Below are 17,788 nucleotides of genomic sequence, written 5' to 3'. Positions count from 1 at the left end.
TAAAAACGATAGAAAATGGCAGATTTAAAAGATTTCGCAGAACAATTAGTTAACCTAACCGTAAAAGAAGTAAACGAGTTAGCTGATATTTTAAAAGAAGAATACGGTATTGAGCCTGCAGCTGCTGCAGTAGCTGTTGCTGGTGGCGGTGCTGCTGGTGGTGGTGAAGAAGCTGAAGAGCAAACAGAATTTGATGTAATTCTTAAAGCTCCAGGTGGATCTAAACTAGCGGTTGTTAAGCTTGTAAAAGAGCTTACCGGTCTTGGTCTTAAAGACGCTAAAGCATTAGTAGATGGCGCTCCAGCTCCAGTAAAAGAAGGAGTTGCTAAAGACGAAGCTGAAGCACTTAAATCACAGCTAGAAGAAGCAGGAGCCGAGGTTGAGCTTAAATAAGCTTGACGAAAGCAATATTATTTAGGTTTAGACCTCAGGATTCGCTCCTGAAGGTCTAAACCCTTTTGCGTATATAGAGGATAACCTATAGCGCGCCCGTTTTTTTATAAATTATAATCCGTCCATTGATGTTAGCAAAGCAAACTGAAAGAGTGAGTTTCTCTTCTGTAAAGAACAGACCTGATTACCCGGACTTCCTGGATATCCAGATCAAGTCTTTTCAGGACTTCTTTCAATTAGAAACCAAATCAGAAGAGCGGGGAAATGAAGGTCTCTATAATACCTTCCTGGAAAACTTCCCAATTACGGACACCCGTAATCAATTTGTACTAGAATTTTTAGATTATTTTGTGGACCCGCCAAGATATTCCATTCAGGAGTGTATAGAGCGTGGTCTAACGTATAGTGTGCCACTAAAGGCTAGATTAAAACTATACTGTACTGACCCTGAACACGAAGATTTTGAAACCATCGTACAGGACGTATATTTGGGGACTATTCCCTACATGACTCCCAGCGGTACTTTTTGTATCAATGGAGCTGAGCGTGTAGTAGTTTCTCAGCTTCACCGTTCTCCCGGAGTTTTCTTTGGACAATCATTCCACGCAAATGGAACAAAACTTTATTCTGCCCGTGTAATTCCTTTTAAAGGTTCGTGGATAGAATTTGCTACCGATATTAACAGCGTAATGTATGCTTATATCGATAGAAAGAAAAAATTACCTGTTACTACGCTTTTCCGTGCTATTGGTTTTGAGCGTGATAAAGATATTTTAGAGATTTTTGACCTTGCTGAAGAGGTTAAAGTTTCAAAAACAGGACTTAAAAAAGTATTAGGTCGTAAGCTAGCGGCCCGTGTATTGAATACCTGGTATGAAGATTTTGTTGATGAAGATACAGGAGAGGTAGTTTCAATAGAACGTAATGAGATCGTTTTAGATCGTGATACAGAACTTGAAAAAGAGCATATAGAAGAAATTCTTGAAACCGGAAGTAAAACTATTCTTCTTCATAAAGAGGATAACCAAACCGGTGATTATGCCATTATTCATAATACATTACAAAAAGACCCTACCAACTCTGAAAAAGAAGCGGTAGAACATATTTATCGTCAACTTCGTAATGCAGAACCGCCAGATGAGGAAACTGCACGTGGTATTATCGATAAATTATTCTTCTCAGATCAGCGTTACAGCCTTGGAGAAGTAGGTCGATATAGAATGAATAAAAAATTAGGTCTTGATGTGGCTATGGATAAGCAAGTGCTTACCAAAGAAGACATTATTACCATAATTAAATATTTAATCGAGCTTATTAATTCTAAAGCTGAGATTGATGATATTGACCACTTATCTAACCGTCGTGTTAGAACTGTAGGTGAGCAATTATCTCAACAGTTTGGAGTTGGTCTTGCTCGTATGGCGAGAACCATTCGTGAAAGAATGAACGTTCGTGATAACGAGGTGTTTACCCCGATAGATTTGATTAATGCGAAGACACTTTCTTCTGTAATCAACTCTTTCTTTGGTACCAACCAGTTGTCTCAGTTTATGGACCAAACTAACCCGCTTGCAGAAATTACACATAAGCGTAGACTTTCGGCATTAGGGCCAGGTGGTTTATCAAGAGAAAGAGCAGGGTTTGAGGTACGTGATGTTCACTATACTCACTACGGAAGACTTTGTCCTATTGAAACTCCTGAAGGTCCAAACATTGGACTTATTTCTTCACTTTCAGTTTATGCTAAAGTGAACGGAATGGGCTTCATTGAAACGCCATACCGTAAGGTTGAGAATGGAAAATTAAATCTTTCAGAAGAAGCTATTTATTTAAGTGCTGAAGAGGAAGAGGATAAGAAAATTGCTCAGGCTAACATTCCACTTACAGACGATGGTACTATAGATTCAGATAGGGTAATTGCTCGAATGGAAGGTGACTTCCCGGTAGTAGATCCTAAAGAGATTCATTATACCGATGTTGCACCAAACCAGATTTCATCTATTTCGGCTTCGTTAATTCCGTTCCTGGAGCACGATGATGCGAACCGTGCGTTGATGGGATCTAACATGATGCGCCAGGCACTACCATTGCTTCAGGCAGATTCTCCAATTGTAGGAACCGGTCTTGAGCGCCAGGTAGCTACAGATTCTCGAGTATTGATTAATGCTGAAGGAGAAGGAGAAGTAGAATATGTAGATGCCAGAAAGATCATCATTAAGTATGATAGAACTGAAGAAGATAGAATGGTAAGCTTTGATAGTGATTCAAAGAGCTATGATCTTATAAAATTCCGTAAAACTAACCAGGGTTCTTCTATTAACCTTAAGCCTATTGTTAGGGTTGGAGATAGAGTAACTAAAGGTCAGGTTTTATGTCAGGGTTACGCTACCGAAGCTGGGGAACTTGCACTAGGTAGAAATATGAAAGTTGCCTTTATGCCCTGGAAAGGTTACAACTTTGAGGATGCGATTGTAATCTCAGAAAAAGTGGTTAGAGAAGATATCTTTACTTCTATTCACGTAGATGAGTATTCTCTTGAAGTTCGTGATACTAAATTAGGTAACGAAGAATTAACTAATGATATTCCTAACGTTTCAGAAGAGGCTACTAAAGATCTTGATGAGCACGGGATGATTAGAATTGGTGCAGAGGTTAAACCTGGAGATATTCTTATTGGTAAGATTACTCCAAAAGGTGAAAGTGACCCAACACCAGAAGAAAAATTACTTCGTGCTATCTTTGGAGATAAAGCCGGTGATGTTAAAGATGCATCGCTTAAAGCTTCTCCATCTTTAAATGGTGTGGTAATAGAGAAGAAACTCTTTGCTCGTGCCATTAAAGATAAGCGTAAAAGAGCTCAGGATAAGGAAGATGTTGCAGCGCTTGAGAAAAAGTACGATGCTAAATTCGCCAATTTAAAGGCTGAACTTGTAGATAAGTTATTCGCTATTATCGGCGGAAAAACTGCTCAGGGAGTTCAGAATGATCTTGGAGAAGAGGTAATGCCAAAAGGTAAGAAGTATACGTTGAAAATGCTTAACTCTGTAGACGATTATACTCACTTAACTCACGGTACCTGGACTACAGATGATCATTTGAACACTTTAGTAGCAGATCTTATTCACAACTATAAGATCAAGGAAAACGATCTTCAGGGTAACCTAAGAAGAGAGAAGTTTACAATCTCTGTGGGAGATGAGCTTCCTTCCGGTATCCTCAAGCTTGCTAAGGTTTACATCGCTAAGAAACGTAAACTAAAAGTAGGTGATAAAATGGCGGGACGTCACGGTAACAAAGGTATTGTTGCTAGAATAGTTCGCCAGGAGGATATGCCATTCCTTGATGATGGTACACCGGTTGATATTGTGTTGAACCCACTTGGGGTACCTTCACGTATGAACATTGGTCAGATCTACGAAACTGTACTTGGATGGGCAGGACAAAAGCTTGGAAAGAAATATGCAACTCCAATTTTTGATGGAGCTACCATAGACCAGATTAACGAGCTTACAGACGAAGCCGGAATTCCAAGATATGGACATACCTATCTTTACGATGGTGGAACAGGAGATCGTTTTGACCAACCTGCAACTGTAGGGGTAATCTATATGTTGAAACTAGGACATATGATTGAAGATAAGATGCACGCCAGATCTATTGGACCATACTCGCTTATTACACAGCAACCACTTGGTGGTAAAGCACAATTTGGTGGACAGCGTTTTGGTGAGATGGAGGTTTGGGCACTTGAAGCTTATGGAGCATCAAGCACCCTGCGTGAAATCTTAACAGTAAAGTCAGATGACGTGATAGGAAGGGCTAAAACTTACGAGTCTATCGTAAAAGGAGAGCCTATGCCAGAACCCGGCCTGCCGGAATCTTTCAACGTACTTATGCACGAATTGAAAGGTCTTGGTTTGGATATTAAATTAGAAGAATAAAATACTGTTTTAAAGGGGCGTTTCGACGCCCCAAAAACAGATTTTTCACAATAATTATAGCAGCAGAGTTATTATGGCTAGAAATAATGATAAGAATACAGTAAAGAGATTTGATAAAATCTCTATCGGTTTGGCTTCCCCGGAATCTATCCTCGCAGAATCTCGTGGTGAAGTTCTAAAACCGGAAACTATCAATTATCGTACGCACAAACCCGAACGTGACGGTTTGTTTTGTGAGCGTATTTTTGGTCCTGTAAAGGATTACGAATGTGCCTGCGGTAAATATAAAAGAATACGTTACAAAGGAATTGTTTGTGACCGTTGTGGGGTAGAAGTAACCGAAAAACAAGTACGTAGAGACCGTGTTGGGCACATTAATTTGGTAGTTCCTGTAGCACATATCTGGTATTTCCGTTCTTTACCTAATAAAATTGGATACTTGCTTGGTCTTCCATCTAAGAAATTAGATATGATCATTTACTACGAGCGTTACGTAGTAATTCAAGCCGGTATTGCTAAAAACGAAGAAGGTGAACCATTAAAGAAAATGGATTTCCTTACTGAAGAAGAGTATCTAAACGTTTTAGATAGCCTTCCGCAGGAAAATATGTATTTAGAAGACAGCGACCCAAATAAGTTTATCGCTAAAATGGGAGCAGAATGTCTTATTGAAATACTAAGAAGAATAGATCTTAACGAACTTTCTTACGAGTTAAGACACAAGGCAAATAACGAAACTTCAAAACAACGTAAAACTGAAGCACTTAAGCGTCTTCAGGTTGTAGAAGCTTTCCGTGATGCCAATAACAATCGCGAAAATCTTCCGGAATGGATGATTATGAAAGTGGTTCCTGTAATTCCACCAGAATTACGACCTCTTGTACCTCTTGATGGTGGACGTTTCGCGACTTCAGATTTAAATGATCTTTATAGAAGGGTAATTATTCGTAACAACCGTCTAAAAAGATTAATGGAGATCAAAGCTCCTGAAGTTATTTTACGTAACGAAAAACGTATGCTTCAGGAATCAGTAGATTCATTGTTTGACAACACAAGAAAATCTTCAGCGGTAAAAACAGACTCTAACCGTCCGTTAAAATCGCTTTCAGATTCTCTTAAAGGTAAGCAGGGACGTTTCCGTCAAAACCTACTTGGTAAACGTGTAGATTATTCAGCACGTTCGGTAATTGTTGTTGGGCCAGAATTGAAAATGCACGAATGTGGTCTTCCAAAGAATATGGCTGCTGAACTTTACAAGCCTTTTGTAATTAGAAAACTAATTGAAAGAGGAATTGTAAAAACAGTAAAATCTGCCAAGAAAATAATAGATAAAAAAGAGCCGGTAGTTTGGGATATCCTTGAGAACGTTCTTAAAGGACACCCTGTATTACTTAACCGTGCTCCTACGCTTCACCGTTTAGGTATCCAGGCATTCCAGCCAAAACTTATTGAAGGTAAAGCGATACAATTACACCCATTAGCCTGTACGGCATTTAATGCCGATTTTGATGGTGACCAGATGGCGGTTCACTTACCGCTTGGGCCAGAGGCTATTTTAGAAGCTCAGCTATTAATGCTGGCTTCTCATAATATTCTTAACCCAGCAAACGGTTCTCCTATTACAGTACCGTCTCAGGATATGATTCTTGGTCTTTATTATATGACCAAGTCTAGAAAATCTACAGACGAGGTTAAGGTTAAGGGAGAAGGACTTACTTTCTATTCTGATGAAGAAGTGGTAATCGCTTATAACCAGAAGAGAGTAGACCTTAACGCCGAAATCAAGATTCGCGCTAAAGATTTTAATGAAGTAGGTGAGTTAACTTACCAGATTATAGAAACTACGGTTGGTAGAGTATTGTTTAATCAAGCTGTACCAGAAAAAGTAGGATATGTGAATACAGTATTAACCAAGAAAAACCTTCGGGATATTATTGGTGATGTATTGGCTAAAACCAGTGTTCCTGAAACCGGAGAATTCCTTGATGCTATTAAGGAAATGGGTTATGGATATGCTTTCCGTGGTGGACTTTCCTTCAGTTTAGGTGATATTATTATCCCTGAAGAGAAACAATCTATGATTGATGAGGCTAATGAGCAGGTTGAAGGTATTGTAGGAAACTATAATATGGGTCTTATTACTAACAACGAACGTTATAACCAGGTAATTGATATCTGGACATCTACCAATGCCGGTCTAACCGAATTGGCTATGAAACGTATTCGTGAAGATAAGCAAGGATTCAACTCTGTGTTTATGATGCTTGACTCTGGTGCTCGTGGATCTAAAGAACAGATTCGTCAGTTAACCGGTATGCGTGGTCTTATGGCCAAGCCTAAGAAATCTAACTCTGGTGGAGGGGAAATTATTGAAAACCCAATTCTTTCTAACTTTAAAGAAGGTCTTTCAATTCTTGAATACTTTATCTCTACTCACGGTGCACGTAAAGGACTTGCCGATACCGCACTTAAAACAGCCGATGCTGGTTACTTAACCCGTAGATTGGTAGATGTTTCGCAAGATGTTATTGTAAATGAAGAAGACTGCGGAACTTTAAGAGGAGTAGAAGTTAGACCACTTAAAAAGAACGAAGAAATTGTAGAATCTCTTGGAGAACGTATTTTAGGACGTATTTCTCTGCACGATGTTCTTAATCCTTCTAATAATGAACTTTTAGTAGCTTCAGGCGAAGAAATTACTTCAGAAATTGTAACGAAAATTGAAAACGCTCCAATTGAAAGCGTAGAAGTAAGATCTCCATTAACCTGTGAAGCTAAAAAAGGAATTTGTGTAAAATGTTACGGAAGAAACCTTTCTACCAATAAACTGGTACAAAGAGGTGAAGCTGTAGGTGTTGTTGCCGCGCAATCTATTGGAGAGCCTGGTACACAGTTAACACTACGTACGTTCCACGTGGGAGGTATTGCAGGTAACATTTCAGAAGATAATAAACTTGAGGCTAAATTTGACGGTATTGCCGAAATTGAAGACCTTAAAGTAGTAAAAGGAGAAGCTCCTGATGGTAGCCAGGCTGAAATTGTAATTTCACGAACTGCCGAGCTTAAAATAAAAGATAAGAAAACCGGGGTGGTATTGAGTAACAATAACATTCCTTACGGTTCTCAAATCTTTATCGATAACGGAACTGAAGTTTCCAAAGGCGACCTTGTTTGCCAATGGGATCCATATAACGGGGTAATTATTTCAGAATTTGCCGGTAAGATTAAATATGAAAATGTTGAGCAAGGTGTTACTTACCAGGTAGAGATAGATGAGCAAACAGGATTCCAGGAAAAAGTAATTTCTGAATCTCGTAACAAAAAGCTTATTCCAACCCTACATATTTTAGGTAAAAAAGACGAAGTAATTCGTTCTTATAACCTTCCGGTAGGGGCTCACCTTATGGTAGATAACGAAGAGAAAATTGGAGTTGGTAAGATTTTGGTTAAGATTCCTCGTAAATCATCTAAAGCAGGTGATATTACCGGTGGTCTTCCAAGGGTAACCGAGCTTTTCGAAGCACGTAACCCATCTAACCCAGCTGTTGTGAGTGAGATCGATGGTGTTGTTTCCTTCGGAAAAATCAAAAGAGGTAACCGCGAGATTATCGTTGAATCTAAATTAGGAGAGGTTAAGAAATACTTAGTGAAGTTATCTAACCAGATCCTTGTTCAGGAAAACGATTATGTTCGTGCAGGTATGCCACTTTCTGATGGTTCTGTAACTCCTGAAGATATTCTTAATATCAAAGGGCCAAACGCGGTACAACAATATCTTGTAAACGAAGTTCAGGAAGTTTACCGACTGCAGGGTGTGAAGATTAATGATAAGCACTTTGAGGTTGTAGTAAGACAAATGATGCGTAAGGTTAGAATTCAGGATCCGGGAGATACTATTTTCTTAGAAAACCAACTTGTTCATAAATCAGATTTCATTGAAGAGAACGATAAAGTCTTCGGAATGAAAGTGGTTGAAGACGCTGGAGATTCAGAGAATTTAAGACCAGGACAAATCGTTTCACCTAGAGAGCTTAGAGATGAAAACTCATTGTTGAGACGTGAAGATAAAAACCTTGCAACTGCAAGAGACGTAACTGCTGCAACCGCTACACCGGTTCTTCAGGGTATTACTCGTGCATCGCTACAAACAAAATCGTTTATTTCTGCGGCTTCCTTCCAGGAAACTACCAAAGTATTGAACGAGGCTGCCGTAAGCGGTAAGATCGATAAGCTTGAAGGATTGAAAGAAAATGTAATTGTAGGACATAGAATTCCTGCAGGAACAGGTATGCGCAAGTACGATAGCATTATCGTTGGTTCTAAAGAAGAATTTGACGAAATGATGGAACACAAGCAAGAAGTTAATTATAACTAATGCCTATGAAAAGAGCCGCAAAAGCGGCTCTTTTCTTTTTATAAAATAAGGAATCCCGACCTATAGTCGGGATTTTTTGTACTTTTATATTTCACCTTAAATAAAGGCATCGGGGCTTTCCGATACAAATTAGAAGTATTTAATAAAATTCGATATAATATTATGAGTGAAGAAAAGAAGAAACCTAAGAAAGGTCAAATAAATATAGAGCTGGATGAAGCAGTAGCAGAAGGAACTTATTCTAATTTAGCTATAATCAATCATTCGGTTTCAGAATTTGTGGTAGATTTTGTGAACATCATGCCTGGAAGGCCTAAAAGCAAGGTGAAATCGAGAATTATATTAACTCCGCAACACGCCAAAAGATTATTAAAAGCTTTAAACGACAATATTCAACGTTTTGAAAAAGCCCATGGCGAAATTAGAGATTACGAAAAGGCGCCAATGCCGTTAAATTTTGGACCAACCGGCCAGGCTTAATTAGGCAAAAAATATACTTTAAAACCCCGCAGATATTTTAATCTGCGGGGTTTTTTATTGGTTTTTTCCTAAGAAAATAGATTTTATAAATATTGCCTAACTTAGAAGTATTGTAAATCATTTTTTTCTTCAGCTTAAACCTTCTGAATAATGACCGATAAGCAAAATAACTCTGAACCAACCAAAAGAATAGCGGCAATAGATCTTGGAACCAATTCCTTTCATGCCGTTTTGGTCGATATTTATCCTGATGGCAGTTTTCGAACAGTTAATAAACTGAAAGAAATGGTTAGCCTGGCGGAAAAAGGCCTGGAAGACAGATTGAGTCGCGAAGCTATGGACAGGGGATTAGAAGCGCTTAAACGCATTAAATTCTTGTGTGATAGCCATAACGTAGAGAATATTCTTGCTTTTGCTACCAGTGCTATTCGGGAAGCAGAAAATGGAGGTGATTTTATTAAAGAGGTTGGCGAAGATATTGGAATAAGAGTGCGCGCCATTTCAGGGAAAATGGAAGCCGAAATGATTGGCCTTGCTATAATGCACAGTATCGTTTTAAATGAAGAAATGGTGCTTATGGCAGATATTGGTGGAGGTAGTGTGGAATTTATTATTGGCAACGACAAGGAATTTATTTATTACAATAGCTTAAAATTGGGAGTTGCCAGGATGGCTGCCGCATTTGTAGAATCAGATCCTATTACAGAAAAGGATATTAAAAAGCTTCAAGATCACTTTAAAAAGGAACTTTCTGAAATAATCAAATTGGCCAAAAAGCATAAGGTAAAAACCATTATAGGTTCTTCGGGCACTATGGAAAACATTGCCGAGATGGTGGCCAGTAGAAAATCTTTAACTGCAGAGAGAAGCCTAAATGAACTTGAGTTTTCTACGAACGATTTTAATGATTTGTATTCGGATTTTATAAAACTGGATCGCAAGCAAAGAAAGAAGGAAAAAGATCTCGATGAAAAAAGAATAGATATTATCAACCCCGGGATGGTTTTAGTGAAATTTCTTATAGAGAAATTAGACCTTGAAAATATTAAAATTTCGGAAGGAGCACTTCGGGAGGGTATGATCCTTAATTATATCGAAAATAAGAAGGAGCAGCTTAACCTGGACCTTGTAGCTAATTTTAAAGATCCACGCCGAAGAAGTATCTACGAATTACTGCGAAAGACCAATTGGGCTGAAGCACATTCCCGGCACGTGACTAATTTTTCGTTACAGTTTTTTGATGAATTTAAAGAAGAATTAAATTTAAAAGAGTCAGATAGGGAGCTGTTGGAATATGCCAGTTTAATGCACGATATAGGTTATTATATTTCCTACCGAAAACACCATAAACATGCTTTATATCTTATTAAATATTCAGACCTACTCGGTTTTAAAGAAGATGAGATCAATATTATGGCTAATGTAAGTAGGTATCATAGAAAATCTAAACCGCGTAAGCGCCATAAACCGTACAAACAGTTGAATGAAAAGTTACGGAAAAGAGTGAAAAAGCTTTCGGCTATCTTAAGAGTTGCCGATGGTTTAGATCGCAGTCACTATCAAAACGTACAAAAGCTGGAAATAAATAATAAAGAAGAAACTATAGAATTATTAATTACCACCCATAGTGATCCCGAACTTGAGATTTGGGGCACTTTGCGAAAAGGCGATCTGCTAGAAAAATTAACCGGTAAAAAGCTAAAGGTTTTTCAGGTTCTGGATAAGAAATAAAAATTATTCTTTAAGTTTCTTAAAATAAATTCTTGCAGCTTTCATCACTCTTGGAGCCAGAATTAAGGTGGAAATCATGGTTGGAATTGCCATAAGGGCAAAGAATCCATCAATAAGATTAATCATCATACTCAAAGAAGTTGTGGCTCCCAAAAGAATACTTATAATATAGAAATAATTGTAATAATGTTTGTTTTCTGCACCGGCCAAATAAGAGAGACATTTTGTTCCGTAGTAAGAAAAAGAAAATAAGGACGAAATACTAAAAGCGGAGATGCAGAGCAATAAAAGATAATCTCCAACATACGGAATTGAATCTTCAAAAGCAGCTGCAGTAAGGCTTACCCCATTTACATCTGTAGTTTGCCAAATTCCGGTCACTAAAATAGCGAGTGCGGTAAGTGTACACACTATTAAAGTGTCTATCGCCGGCCCTAACATTGCTACCAGACCTTCTCTGACCGGCTCTGAAGTTTTACTGGCTCCATGAGCCATTGTAGCGGTTCCTATCCCGGCTTCGTTAGAAAAAGCACCTCTTCTTACTCCTAAAATAATTAAACCACCCAGCACGCCGCCAAGCATTGGTTCGCCTTTATAATTTTCTGCCGCAAAAGCATCAGTAAAAATTGAGGAGAAATAATAAGGAACAACGTCAAAGTTTACAATTAAAATAATAATTACCGAAATAAAATAAAGCGCCACCATTGCCGGCACCAGTTTAGAAACGGTCTTGCTTATTCTTTGCAATCCACCAAGAATCACCACTGACGTAAGAATCACCAAAATAATACCGATAATTAGATTCGTGCCAAAACCGGTAGGAATATCATTTGGTTCTAAAAGAATGTAATTTATAGCTTGCGTAAGTTGATTTACATTGAAAACGGGTAAAGCACCAATAAGGCCTGCCACACTGAAAAAGATGGCCAGAAACTTCCATTTCTTTCCTAGACCTTCTTCAATAAAGTACATTACTCCACCCTGAATATTTCCTTGTGTATCCCTGCCTCTGTACATTACTGCCAGGGTATTGGTAAAGAACTTCGTAGCCATACCAACCACAGCGCTAACCCAAAGCCAGAAAATAGCTCCCGGACCACCCAAAGCTATAGCCACGGCTACGCCGGCAATATTTCCCATTCCTACAGTAGAGGAGAGGGCAGTAGAAAGCGATTGAAAATGATTGATTTCCCCGGGATCATTGGGATTATTATATTTCCCGCGCAGAAGATCTAATGAATGTCCCAGGTACCTAAATGGAAGGAAATTAGATAAAATAAGCAGGTAAAATCCGCCGCCAATTAATAAAATTACCAAAGGAAGTCCCCAAACCGCCGAAGCGAACTGGGAAACGAGTTCATCTATTGCATTCATAAAACCTCAATTACGCTGAAAATATATGAAATTAACTCCTATTTAATACAGCGTGTTAGTAGGTTTCTTTTTTCTTATTCCTTAATAGTTTAGAATCAGAAGCTTAAAATTCTGAAGTAAAATGAAATTTAATATTCGGATATTTATCCCTGGTCATTTGTAAAGAGAATTGAGAATCTGCTAAAAACACCAATTGTCCCTTTTTGTCTTTCGCAAGGAACTTGGATTTTAGCCTTTTAAAGTCTTTAAATTCCTCACTTTTTTCATCTTCGGCTTCTACCCAGGTGGCTTTGTAAACGTTTAGGTTTTCGTAGGTACATTTAGCACCGTATTCGTGTTCTAACCTGTATTGAATAACTTCAAACTGAAGTGCTCCCACGGTTCCTATAATTTTTCTTCCGTTTAATTCCAGGGTAAAAAGTTGGGCTACACCTTCATCCATCAACTGGTCAACTCCTTTGGCAAGCTGCTTTGATTTCATAGGATCGGCGTTGTTGATATATCTAAAATGCTCTGGAGAGAAACTTGGAATTCCGCGGTAATTTAAATTTTCACCTTCGGTAAGCGTATCGCCAATTTTGAAATTGCCGGTATCGTGTAAACCAACAATATCACCGGGATATGAAACATCTACAATTTCTTTCTTTTCAGCAAAAAAGGCATTTGGGCTGGAAAACTTAAGATTTTTATTATGCCTCACGTGCAAGTAAGCTTTATTTCGCTCAAATTTTCCGGAAACAATCTTTATAAAAGCAAGCCTATCACGATGCTTAGGATCCATATTCGCGTGGATCTTAAACACAAAGCCGGTAAATTTATCTTCGTCTGGTTTAACTACACGTTCTTCACTTTCTTTAGGTCTTGGAGTGGGAGCGATATTAATAAAGCAATCTAATAATTCCCGAACTCCAAAGTTATTTAAAGCCGAACCAAAAAACACCGGTTGTAATCGGCCTTCCAGGTAAGCTTCTTTGTCAAATTCAGGATAAACACCCTGGGCGAGTTCCAGTTCTTCTCTTAAATTATCTGCGGCAGTACTACCAATTAATTCATCTAATTCATTAGAAGTTAAATCAGAAATTTTAATAGTATCTTCAATATCTTTTTTAGGATCGCCGGTAAATAGGTTTACATTCTTTTCCCAAATATTATAGATTCCTTTAAAGTCGTAACCCATTCCAATTGGGTAACTTAAAGGAGTTACGGTAAGGTTTAATTTTTGTTCAATCTCATCAAGTAATTCAAAGGCATCTTTCCCTTCCCGGTCCATTTTATTAATGAAAACGATCATCGGGATGTTTCGCATCCTACAAACCTCTACCAGTTTTTCAGTTTGTTCCTCGACACCTTTGGCAACATCTATCACCACGATCACACTATCTACCGCAGTTAAGGTTCTAAAAGTGTCTTCAGCAAAATCCTTGTGACCCGGAGTATCCAGTATATTAATCTTTATATCTCTATATTCAAAAGCTAAAACCGAAGTCGCTACCGAGATTCCTCTTTGACGTTCAATTTCCATAAAGTCACTGGTCGCGCCTTTTTTGATCTTATTAGATTTTACAGCCCCGGCTTCCTGAATAGCACCACCAAAAAGCAGTAACTTTTCAGTAAGTGTGGTTTTACCCGCATCGGGGTGGGAAATGATCCCAAAAGTTCTTCTTCGCTTTAGTTCTTTTTGAAAACTCTTCATCTATAAAAATATTAATGGGTTTCCTGCCTGTTGTATAGTAAAGCTAAGAAAACCTCTTTGGTAAAACGCTAATTCCCGGAGTTAACCCCAGATAATTTAGAGCTGCAAAAGTACTATTATTTTAAGGAAAATTAAGGATTATTTAAAAGCTCCTGATGATAACATACCTGAAGCTTTTCTCAAAAATCTGTCAAAAACTTTAGGCTTTGAAAACATTCAGTAATTTTACATTATGGGGCAATTTTTTAGAATAATAATGGTTGTTGGGGCTGTTTTATTGAAGGGTCTAATTTTTTACGCACAACCTGGCGAACAACAAATAGCAAAGGGAGCTTATGTGATAAATATGGGTTCAAATCCACAAACTGTAGAAAACTCTATACAGCCTTATGGATTGATCTATAGTTTGTTGAAGAATGAAGAGATTGAAATTAAATGGTGCATTAACCCAAAGAAAACAAAAGATGCTGCCGATTTTACCTATCGCGACACAACCTTTAGGGGTGGGGCATTTATTATCCCCGTTTCCTATTTAACTGATGATATTAGGGAATTAATTAGCGCGTGGGAAGAAAAAGGAGTTGCGGGAATGTATTTGGAGGAATCGGTTAAAGTTCCGGTTTTTACAAGCTTATCCGTAACGCCCAGATGGACACTGGATAGGGAAAATGGGCATATTGCTGTGCCTTTTTTTAAAGCTGCAGCAATCCCTGTAGATGCTTACGGTGGAAGCAATAGGAAAAATTGGAAAAGCCCTGAAGATCTTGGAATTTGCGATGATATTTTTGTAATGCCCCACGCCGATCCCGGCTTTAATTCTCATAAGAATCTATATAAATGGAATAAGAAATATAAAGGAGCCATTTGGGCGGGTTGCCACGCAGTAAGTAAATTAGAAAATCTTACCGGAAATATTAAACTGGAAAATAGTGATAGCACAGAATTTATTCAGTTAAATTTTTTAAGTTCCGGGTTTCCGGGAGCTCAAAGTGCAGGTTTAATTCCCTATAAAAAACATAGACACGGCACACCGCCTTATCAAAATTTATTGCCGGCAGATCCGGTAGCGCAATATATTGGAAGCCCGGATGAGGCTCATCTAAACGGCTCGGAAAGAATTTTTCTTCCGAAGAAAATAAACAGGTGGCGAAAGGAAACAAAGAAAATTGTAATAGATTCTAATGCGCCCGATATTCCTGAAATTGCCGAAGATACTGCAGTGATTACTGCCTACGGCCACGCTTATGGGAATACAGAAAATGGATTGGTAATGTACCAGGCGGGACATAGTATTTATGGAAGAGATCCTCATCATGTTGCAGCGATGCGCGCTTTTTTTAACTGGAGTTTTTATGCCGCAGAAGTAAAACGAAGAAAAAATTCATTGGAATTTGGGAATAGGAAAGGCTTGCCGGTAGTTGATGCTAAAGTTGGCGACGATCTTACGGGAGCCTTGAGCTTAGATCCCATTCATTTTGACCTGGATAAGGCTGAAATAAGAACTAAAGATAAACCTGCTTTAGACAGTATAGTAAAATTCATGAACACTCATCCCGCTCTCTTGCTGGACATAAGATCACATACCGATAGCAGGGCTAATGATGAATATAATATGCAGCTTTCTCAAAGAAGAGTTGAAGCTACAATTCAATATTTAATTGAAAAAGGGATTTCTGGTTCACGAATTACAGGAAGAGGTTATGGGGAAACTGAATTGGTTAATTATTGCGGAAATAATAATAACTGTCCCGAAGAAGAGCAGAGAAAAAACCGACGTTCAGAATTTATCCTCAGTATAGATTGTGATTTATATTCGGAGAAGGGTTTAAATTAGTTTTAAAGCCTTATTGGGAATAATAATTGCAACATAATTTTAGGAAATGTGGACTTGTAAAAGCCGCGCTTCATTTCGTACATTTGGCATTCAAAGAAAAAAATGGGAACAGATAACGTAGTATTAGTTAACGAGAAAGGCGAGCAGATTGGCTTGATGGAAAAGATAGAAGCTCACGAAAAAGCTTTGTTGCACCTGGCATTTTCAGTCTTTGTTTTTAATGAAAAAGACGAATTGATGATCCAGCAGCGTGCACATTCCAAATATCATTCTCCTGGTTTATGGACCAACACTTGCTGTAGTCACCAAAGGGAAGGAGAAAGCAATATTACTGCCGGAAAAAGAAGACTTCAGGAAGAAATGGGCTTTAGTACCGAACTAAAGGAAGTGATGAATTTTATTTATAAAGCTCCTTTTGATAACGGGCTTACAGAACATGAGTTCGATTATATTCTTATTGGAAACTACGAAGATGATCCAGACCCTAATCCCGATGAAGTGGCTAACTGGAAATGGATGAGCCTCGGTGAAATTAAATCTGATATGGAAGTGAATCCCGGAGTTTATACCGAATGGTTCAAGATTATTTTCGATAAATACTATACAAGCATTCAAAAATGAGGTTAAGTGTACACAGAAAAGCTCATTTTAATGCGGCGCACAGGCTCTACCGTAAAGATTGGAGCGATGAAAAAAACCTGAAGGTTTTTGGGAAATGCAGCAATCCGCATTACCACGGGCATAATTACGATTTAATAGTAAAAGTGACCGGTGAAATAGACCCTGAAACGGGTTTTGTGATGGATCTAAAAAGACTCAAGGACCTAATTTACGAAGAAGTGGAAGTGCCTTTTGATCATAAGAACTTAAACGAAGAGGTGGCTCCTTTTGATGAACTTAATCCAACTGCTGAAAATATTACGGTGGTGATTTGGAATAAAATCAGGGCAAAGTTAAAACCCGAATTGGATTTGGAGATTACCCTCTATGAGACTCCAAGAAATTATGTAACCTATAAAGGAGAATAGATGGCACTTAAAATTGGCGATAAATTACCGAGATTAACCTTAAAAGACCAGGAAGGGGAGAACTTTCATTTTTCGAGGCTGGAAGACAAGGCTCTGGTTATATTTTTCTATCCAAAAGATTTTACACCGGGCTGCACTAAAGAAGCTTGTAGTTTTCGTGATCATTATGAAGAATTTCAGGATTTGGGAGCTGAGGTTATTGGAATAAGTACCGATAATGAAAACTCGCATAAAAAGTTCGCTTCTAAACATAAGCTACCATACGTGCTACTTTCTGACAAAGAAAAACGAGCCCGAAAAGCTTTTGGTGTAAAAGCAGGTTTAATGGGGCTATTACCAGGACGAGAAACTTTTGTATTTGATAAAGATAAAAGGTTAATACATAGATTCAATAGCATGGGGGCTTCCCAGCACATTCCCGAAGCACTTAATTCCTTAAAGAAAATTCAGGAAAAATAATTTTAGGGCTAAGGTTATTTGTATTGAAAAATATACTAAATTCGCAGCCGAAATTTAAGTGATATGGCAAGTAAAAGATTATTAAAAAGAGATGTGAATTATGTAATGGGAGACATTATTGATGCCGCATACATACATCAAATGGCTAACCCTGAAGACGCATCTAAAACTGAAGCGATTGTAGACGAAGCCATTGCAGATTTTGACGAATTGATCACTAAGATCAACCAAAAAGATGTTGAGAATAAAAAACAACATTTTAAAGCAATAGAAAAAGAGTTGGAAGCAAAAGCTGAAGCTCTTATAGCGAAGATCAACGCGCTATAAAAATTACTGGCCGATGTAGCTCAGCTGGCTAGAGCAGCTGATTTGTAATCAGCAGGTCGTGGGTTCGAGTCCCTCCATCGGCTCAAAAAAATCCCCTTCAGAATTGAAGGGGATTTTTTATTTTGTATACTTCTGTATTAAAGCTGCTATTGA

The 17,788-nt window shown here is 38.2% G+C and carries 12 protein-coding genes and 1 tRNA gene; 11 read left to right on the top strand and 2 right to left on the bottom strand.

Annotated features, from left to right (window positions below):
• Window positions 1-15 precede the first annotated feature (15 nt).
• The 5 genes from rplL (at window position 16) to APB85_RS14000 (ending at window position 10,920) form a co-directional block, all read left to right on the top strand.
• Window positions 16-393 (top strand): 50S ribosomal protein L7/L12, encoded by a 378-nt coding sequence (gene rplL, locus APB85_RS14020; RefSeq protein ID WP_057482050.1) that lies wholly within the window; start codon window positions 16-18, stop codon window positions 391-393.
• A gap of 128 nt (window positions 394-521) precedes the next feature.
• Window positions 522-4,334 (top strand): DNA-directed RNA polymerase subunit beta, encoded by a 3,813-nt coding sequence (rpoB, locus tag APB85_RS14015; protein ID WP_057482049.1) that lies wholly within the window; start codon window positions 522-524, stop codon window positions 4,332-4,334.
• 73 nt (window positions 4,335-4,407) lie between these two features.
• Window positions 4,408-8,709 carry a DNA-directed RNA polymerase subunit beta' gene (gene rpoC, locus APB85_RS14010; protein WP_057482048.1) on the top strand — a complete coding sequence of 1,434 codons (4,302 nt, stop codon included), beginning with the start codon at window positions 4,408-4,410 and terminating at the stop codon, window positions 8,707-8,709.
• A gap of 162 nt (window positions 8,710-8,871) precedes the next feature.
• Window positions 8,872-9,189 carry a DUF3467 domain-containing protein gene (locus APB85_RS14005; protein ID WP_057482047.1) on the top strand — a complete coding sequence of 106 codons (318 nt, stop codon included), beginning with the start codon at window positions 8,872-8,874 and terminating at the stop codon, window positions 9,187-9,189.
• A gap of 150 nt (window positions 9,190-9,339) precedes the next feature.
• Entirely contained in the window at window positions 9,340-10,920 is a 1,581-nt protein-coding gene (locus APB85_RS14000; protein WP_057482046.1) for a Ppx/GppA phosphatase family protein, read from the top strand.
• 3 nt (window positions 10,921-10,923) lie between these two features.
• Here APB85_RS14000 and APB85_RS13995 read toward each other — a convergent pair whose 3' ends face one another.
• Window positions 10,924-12,294 (bottom strand): alanine/glycine:cation symporter family protein, encoded by a 1,371-nt coding sequence (locus APB85_RS13995; RefSeq protein WP_057482045.1) that lies wholly within the window; start codon window positions 12,292-12,294, stop codon window positions 10,924-10,926.
• A 103-nt stretch (window positions 12,295-12,397) separates the two neighbouring features.
• Window positions 12,398-13,987 (bottom strand): peptide chain release factor 3, encoded by a 1,590-nt coding sequence (locus APB85_RS13990; RefSeq protein WP_057482044.1) that lies wholly within the window; start codon window positions 13,985-13,987, stop codon window positions 12,398-12,400.
• A gap of 232 nt (window positions 13,988-14,219) precedes the next feature.
• Here APB85_RS13990 and APB85_RS13985 point away from each other — a divergent pair, with 232 nt between their 5' ends.
• The 6 genes from APB85_RS13985 to APB85_RS13960 all read left to right on the top strand — a co-directional run bounded on the left by APB85_RS13985 (window position 14,220) and on the right by APB85_RS13960 (window position 17,718).
• Window positions 14,220-15,821, top strand: a complete 1,602-nt coding sequence (locus tag APB85_RS13985) for an OmpA family protein (protein WP_057482043.1) — start codon at window positions 14,220-14,222, stop codon at window positions 15,819-15,821.
• Between the two features lie 102 nt (window positions 15,822-15,923).
• Window positions 15,924-16,442 (top strand): isopentenyl-diphosphate Delta-isomerase, encoded by a 519-nt coding sequence (gene idi, locus APB85_RS13980; RefSeq protein ID WP_057482042.1) that lies wholly within the window; start codon window positions 15,924-15,926, stop codon window positions 16,440-16,442.
• On the top strand, window positions 16,439-16,849 hold the full coding sequence (locus tag APB85_RS13975; protein ID WP_057482041.1) for a 6-pyruvoyl trahydropterin synthase family protein: 411 nt from the start codon (window positions 16,439-16,441) through the stop codon (window positions 16,847-16,849). The genes idi and APB85_RS13975 overlap by 4 nt, the downstream gene beginning before the upstream one ends.
• Complete coding sequence (locus APB85_RS13970; protein ID WP_057482040.1) at window positions 16,850-17,308, top strand: peroxiredoxin; 459 nt, start codon at window positions 16,850-16,852, stop codon at window positions 17,306-17,308.
• 63 nt (window positions 17,309-17,371) lie between these two features.
• Window positions 17,372-17,635 (top strand): hypothetical protein, encoded by a 264-nt coding sequence (locus tag APB85_RS13965; RefSeq protein ID WP_037316387.1) that lies wholly within the window; start codon window positions 17,372-17,374, stop codon window positions 17,633-17,635.
• A 9-nt stretch (window positions 17,636-17,644) separates the two neighbouring features.
• Window positions 17,645-17,718: transfer RNA gene (locus APB85_RS13960), tRNA-Thr, on the top strand.
• The last annotated feature ends 70 nt before the right edge of the window (window positions 17,719-17,788 follow it).

The sequence above is a fragment of the Salegentibacter mishustinae genome, from assembly GCF_002900095.1.
In the GTDB taxonomy this organism is placed as follows: Bacteria; Bacteroidota; Bacteroidia; order Flavobacteriales; family Flavobacteriaceae; genus Salegentibacter; species Salegentibacter mishustinae.
This window is presented reverse-complemented; position numbering and strand designations above follow the sequence as displayed.

Excerpts from the sequence above, each read along its gene's own strand:
- APB85_RS13990 (WP_057482044.1), bottom strand. The coding sequence starts at position 13,987 with ATGAAGAGTTTTCAAAAAGAACTAAAGCGAAGAAGAACTTTTGGGATC.
- APB85_RS13995 (WP_057482045.1), bottom strand. The coding sequence starts at position 12,294 with ATGAATGCAATAGATGAACTCGTTTCCCAGTTCGCTTCGGCGGTTTGG.
- APB85_RS13975 (WP_057482041.1), top strand. The coding sequence starts at position 16,439 with ATGAGGTTAAGTGTACACAGAAAAGCTCATTTTAATGCGGCGCACAGG.
- APB85_RS13985 (WP_057482043.1), top strand. The coding sequence starts at position 14,220 with ATGGGGCAATTTTTTAGAATAATAATGGTTGTTGGGGCTGTTTTATTG.
- APB85_RS14005 (WP_057482047.1), top strand. The coding sequence starts at position 8,872 with ATGAGTGAAGAAAAGAAGAAACCTAAGAAAGGTCAAATAAATATAGAG.
- rpoB (WP_057482049.1), top strand. The coding sequence starts at position 522 with ATGTTAGCAAAGCAAACTGAAAGAGTGAGTTTCTCTTCTGTAAAGAAC.
- APB85_RS14000 (WP_057482046.1), top strand. The coding sequence starts at position 9,340 with ATGACCGATAAGCAAAATAACTCTGAACCAACCAAAAGAATAGCGGCA.
- APB85_RS13970 (WP_057482040.1), top strand. The coding sequence starts at position 16,850 with ATGGCACTTAAAATTGGCGATAAATTACCGAGATTAACCTTAAAAGAC.
- rplL (WP_057482050.1), top strand. The coding sequence starts at position 16 with ATGGCAGATTTAAAAGATTTCGCAGAACAATTAGTTAACCTAACCGTA.
- idi (WP_057482042.1), top strand. The coding sequence starts at position 15,924 with ATGGGAACAGATAACGTAGTATTAGTTAACGAGAAAGGCGAGCAGATT.
- APB85_RS13965 (WP_037316387.1), top strand. The coding sequence starts at position 17,372 with ATGGCAAGTAAAAGATTATTAAAAAGAGATGTGAATTATGTAATGGGA.
- rpoC (WP_057482048.1), top strand. The coding sequence starts at position 4,408 with ATGGCTAGAAATAATGATAAGAATACAGTAAAGAGATTTGATAAAATC.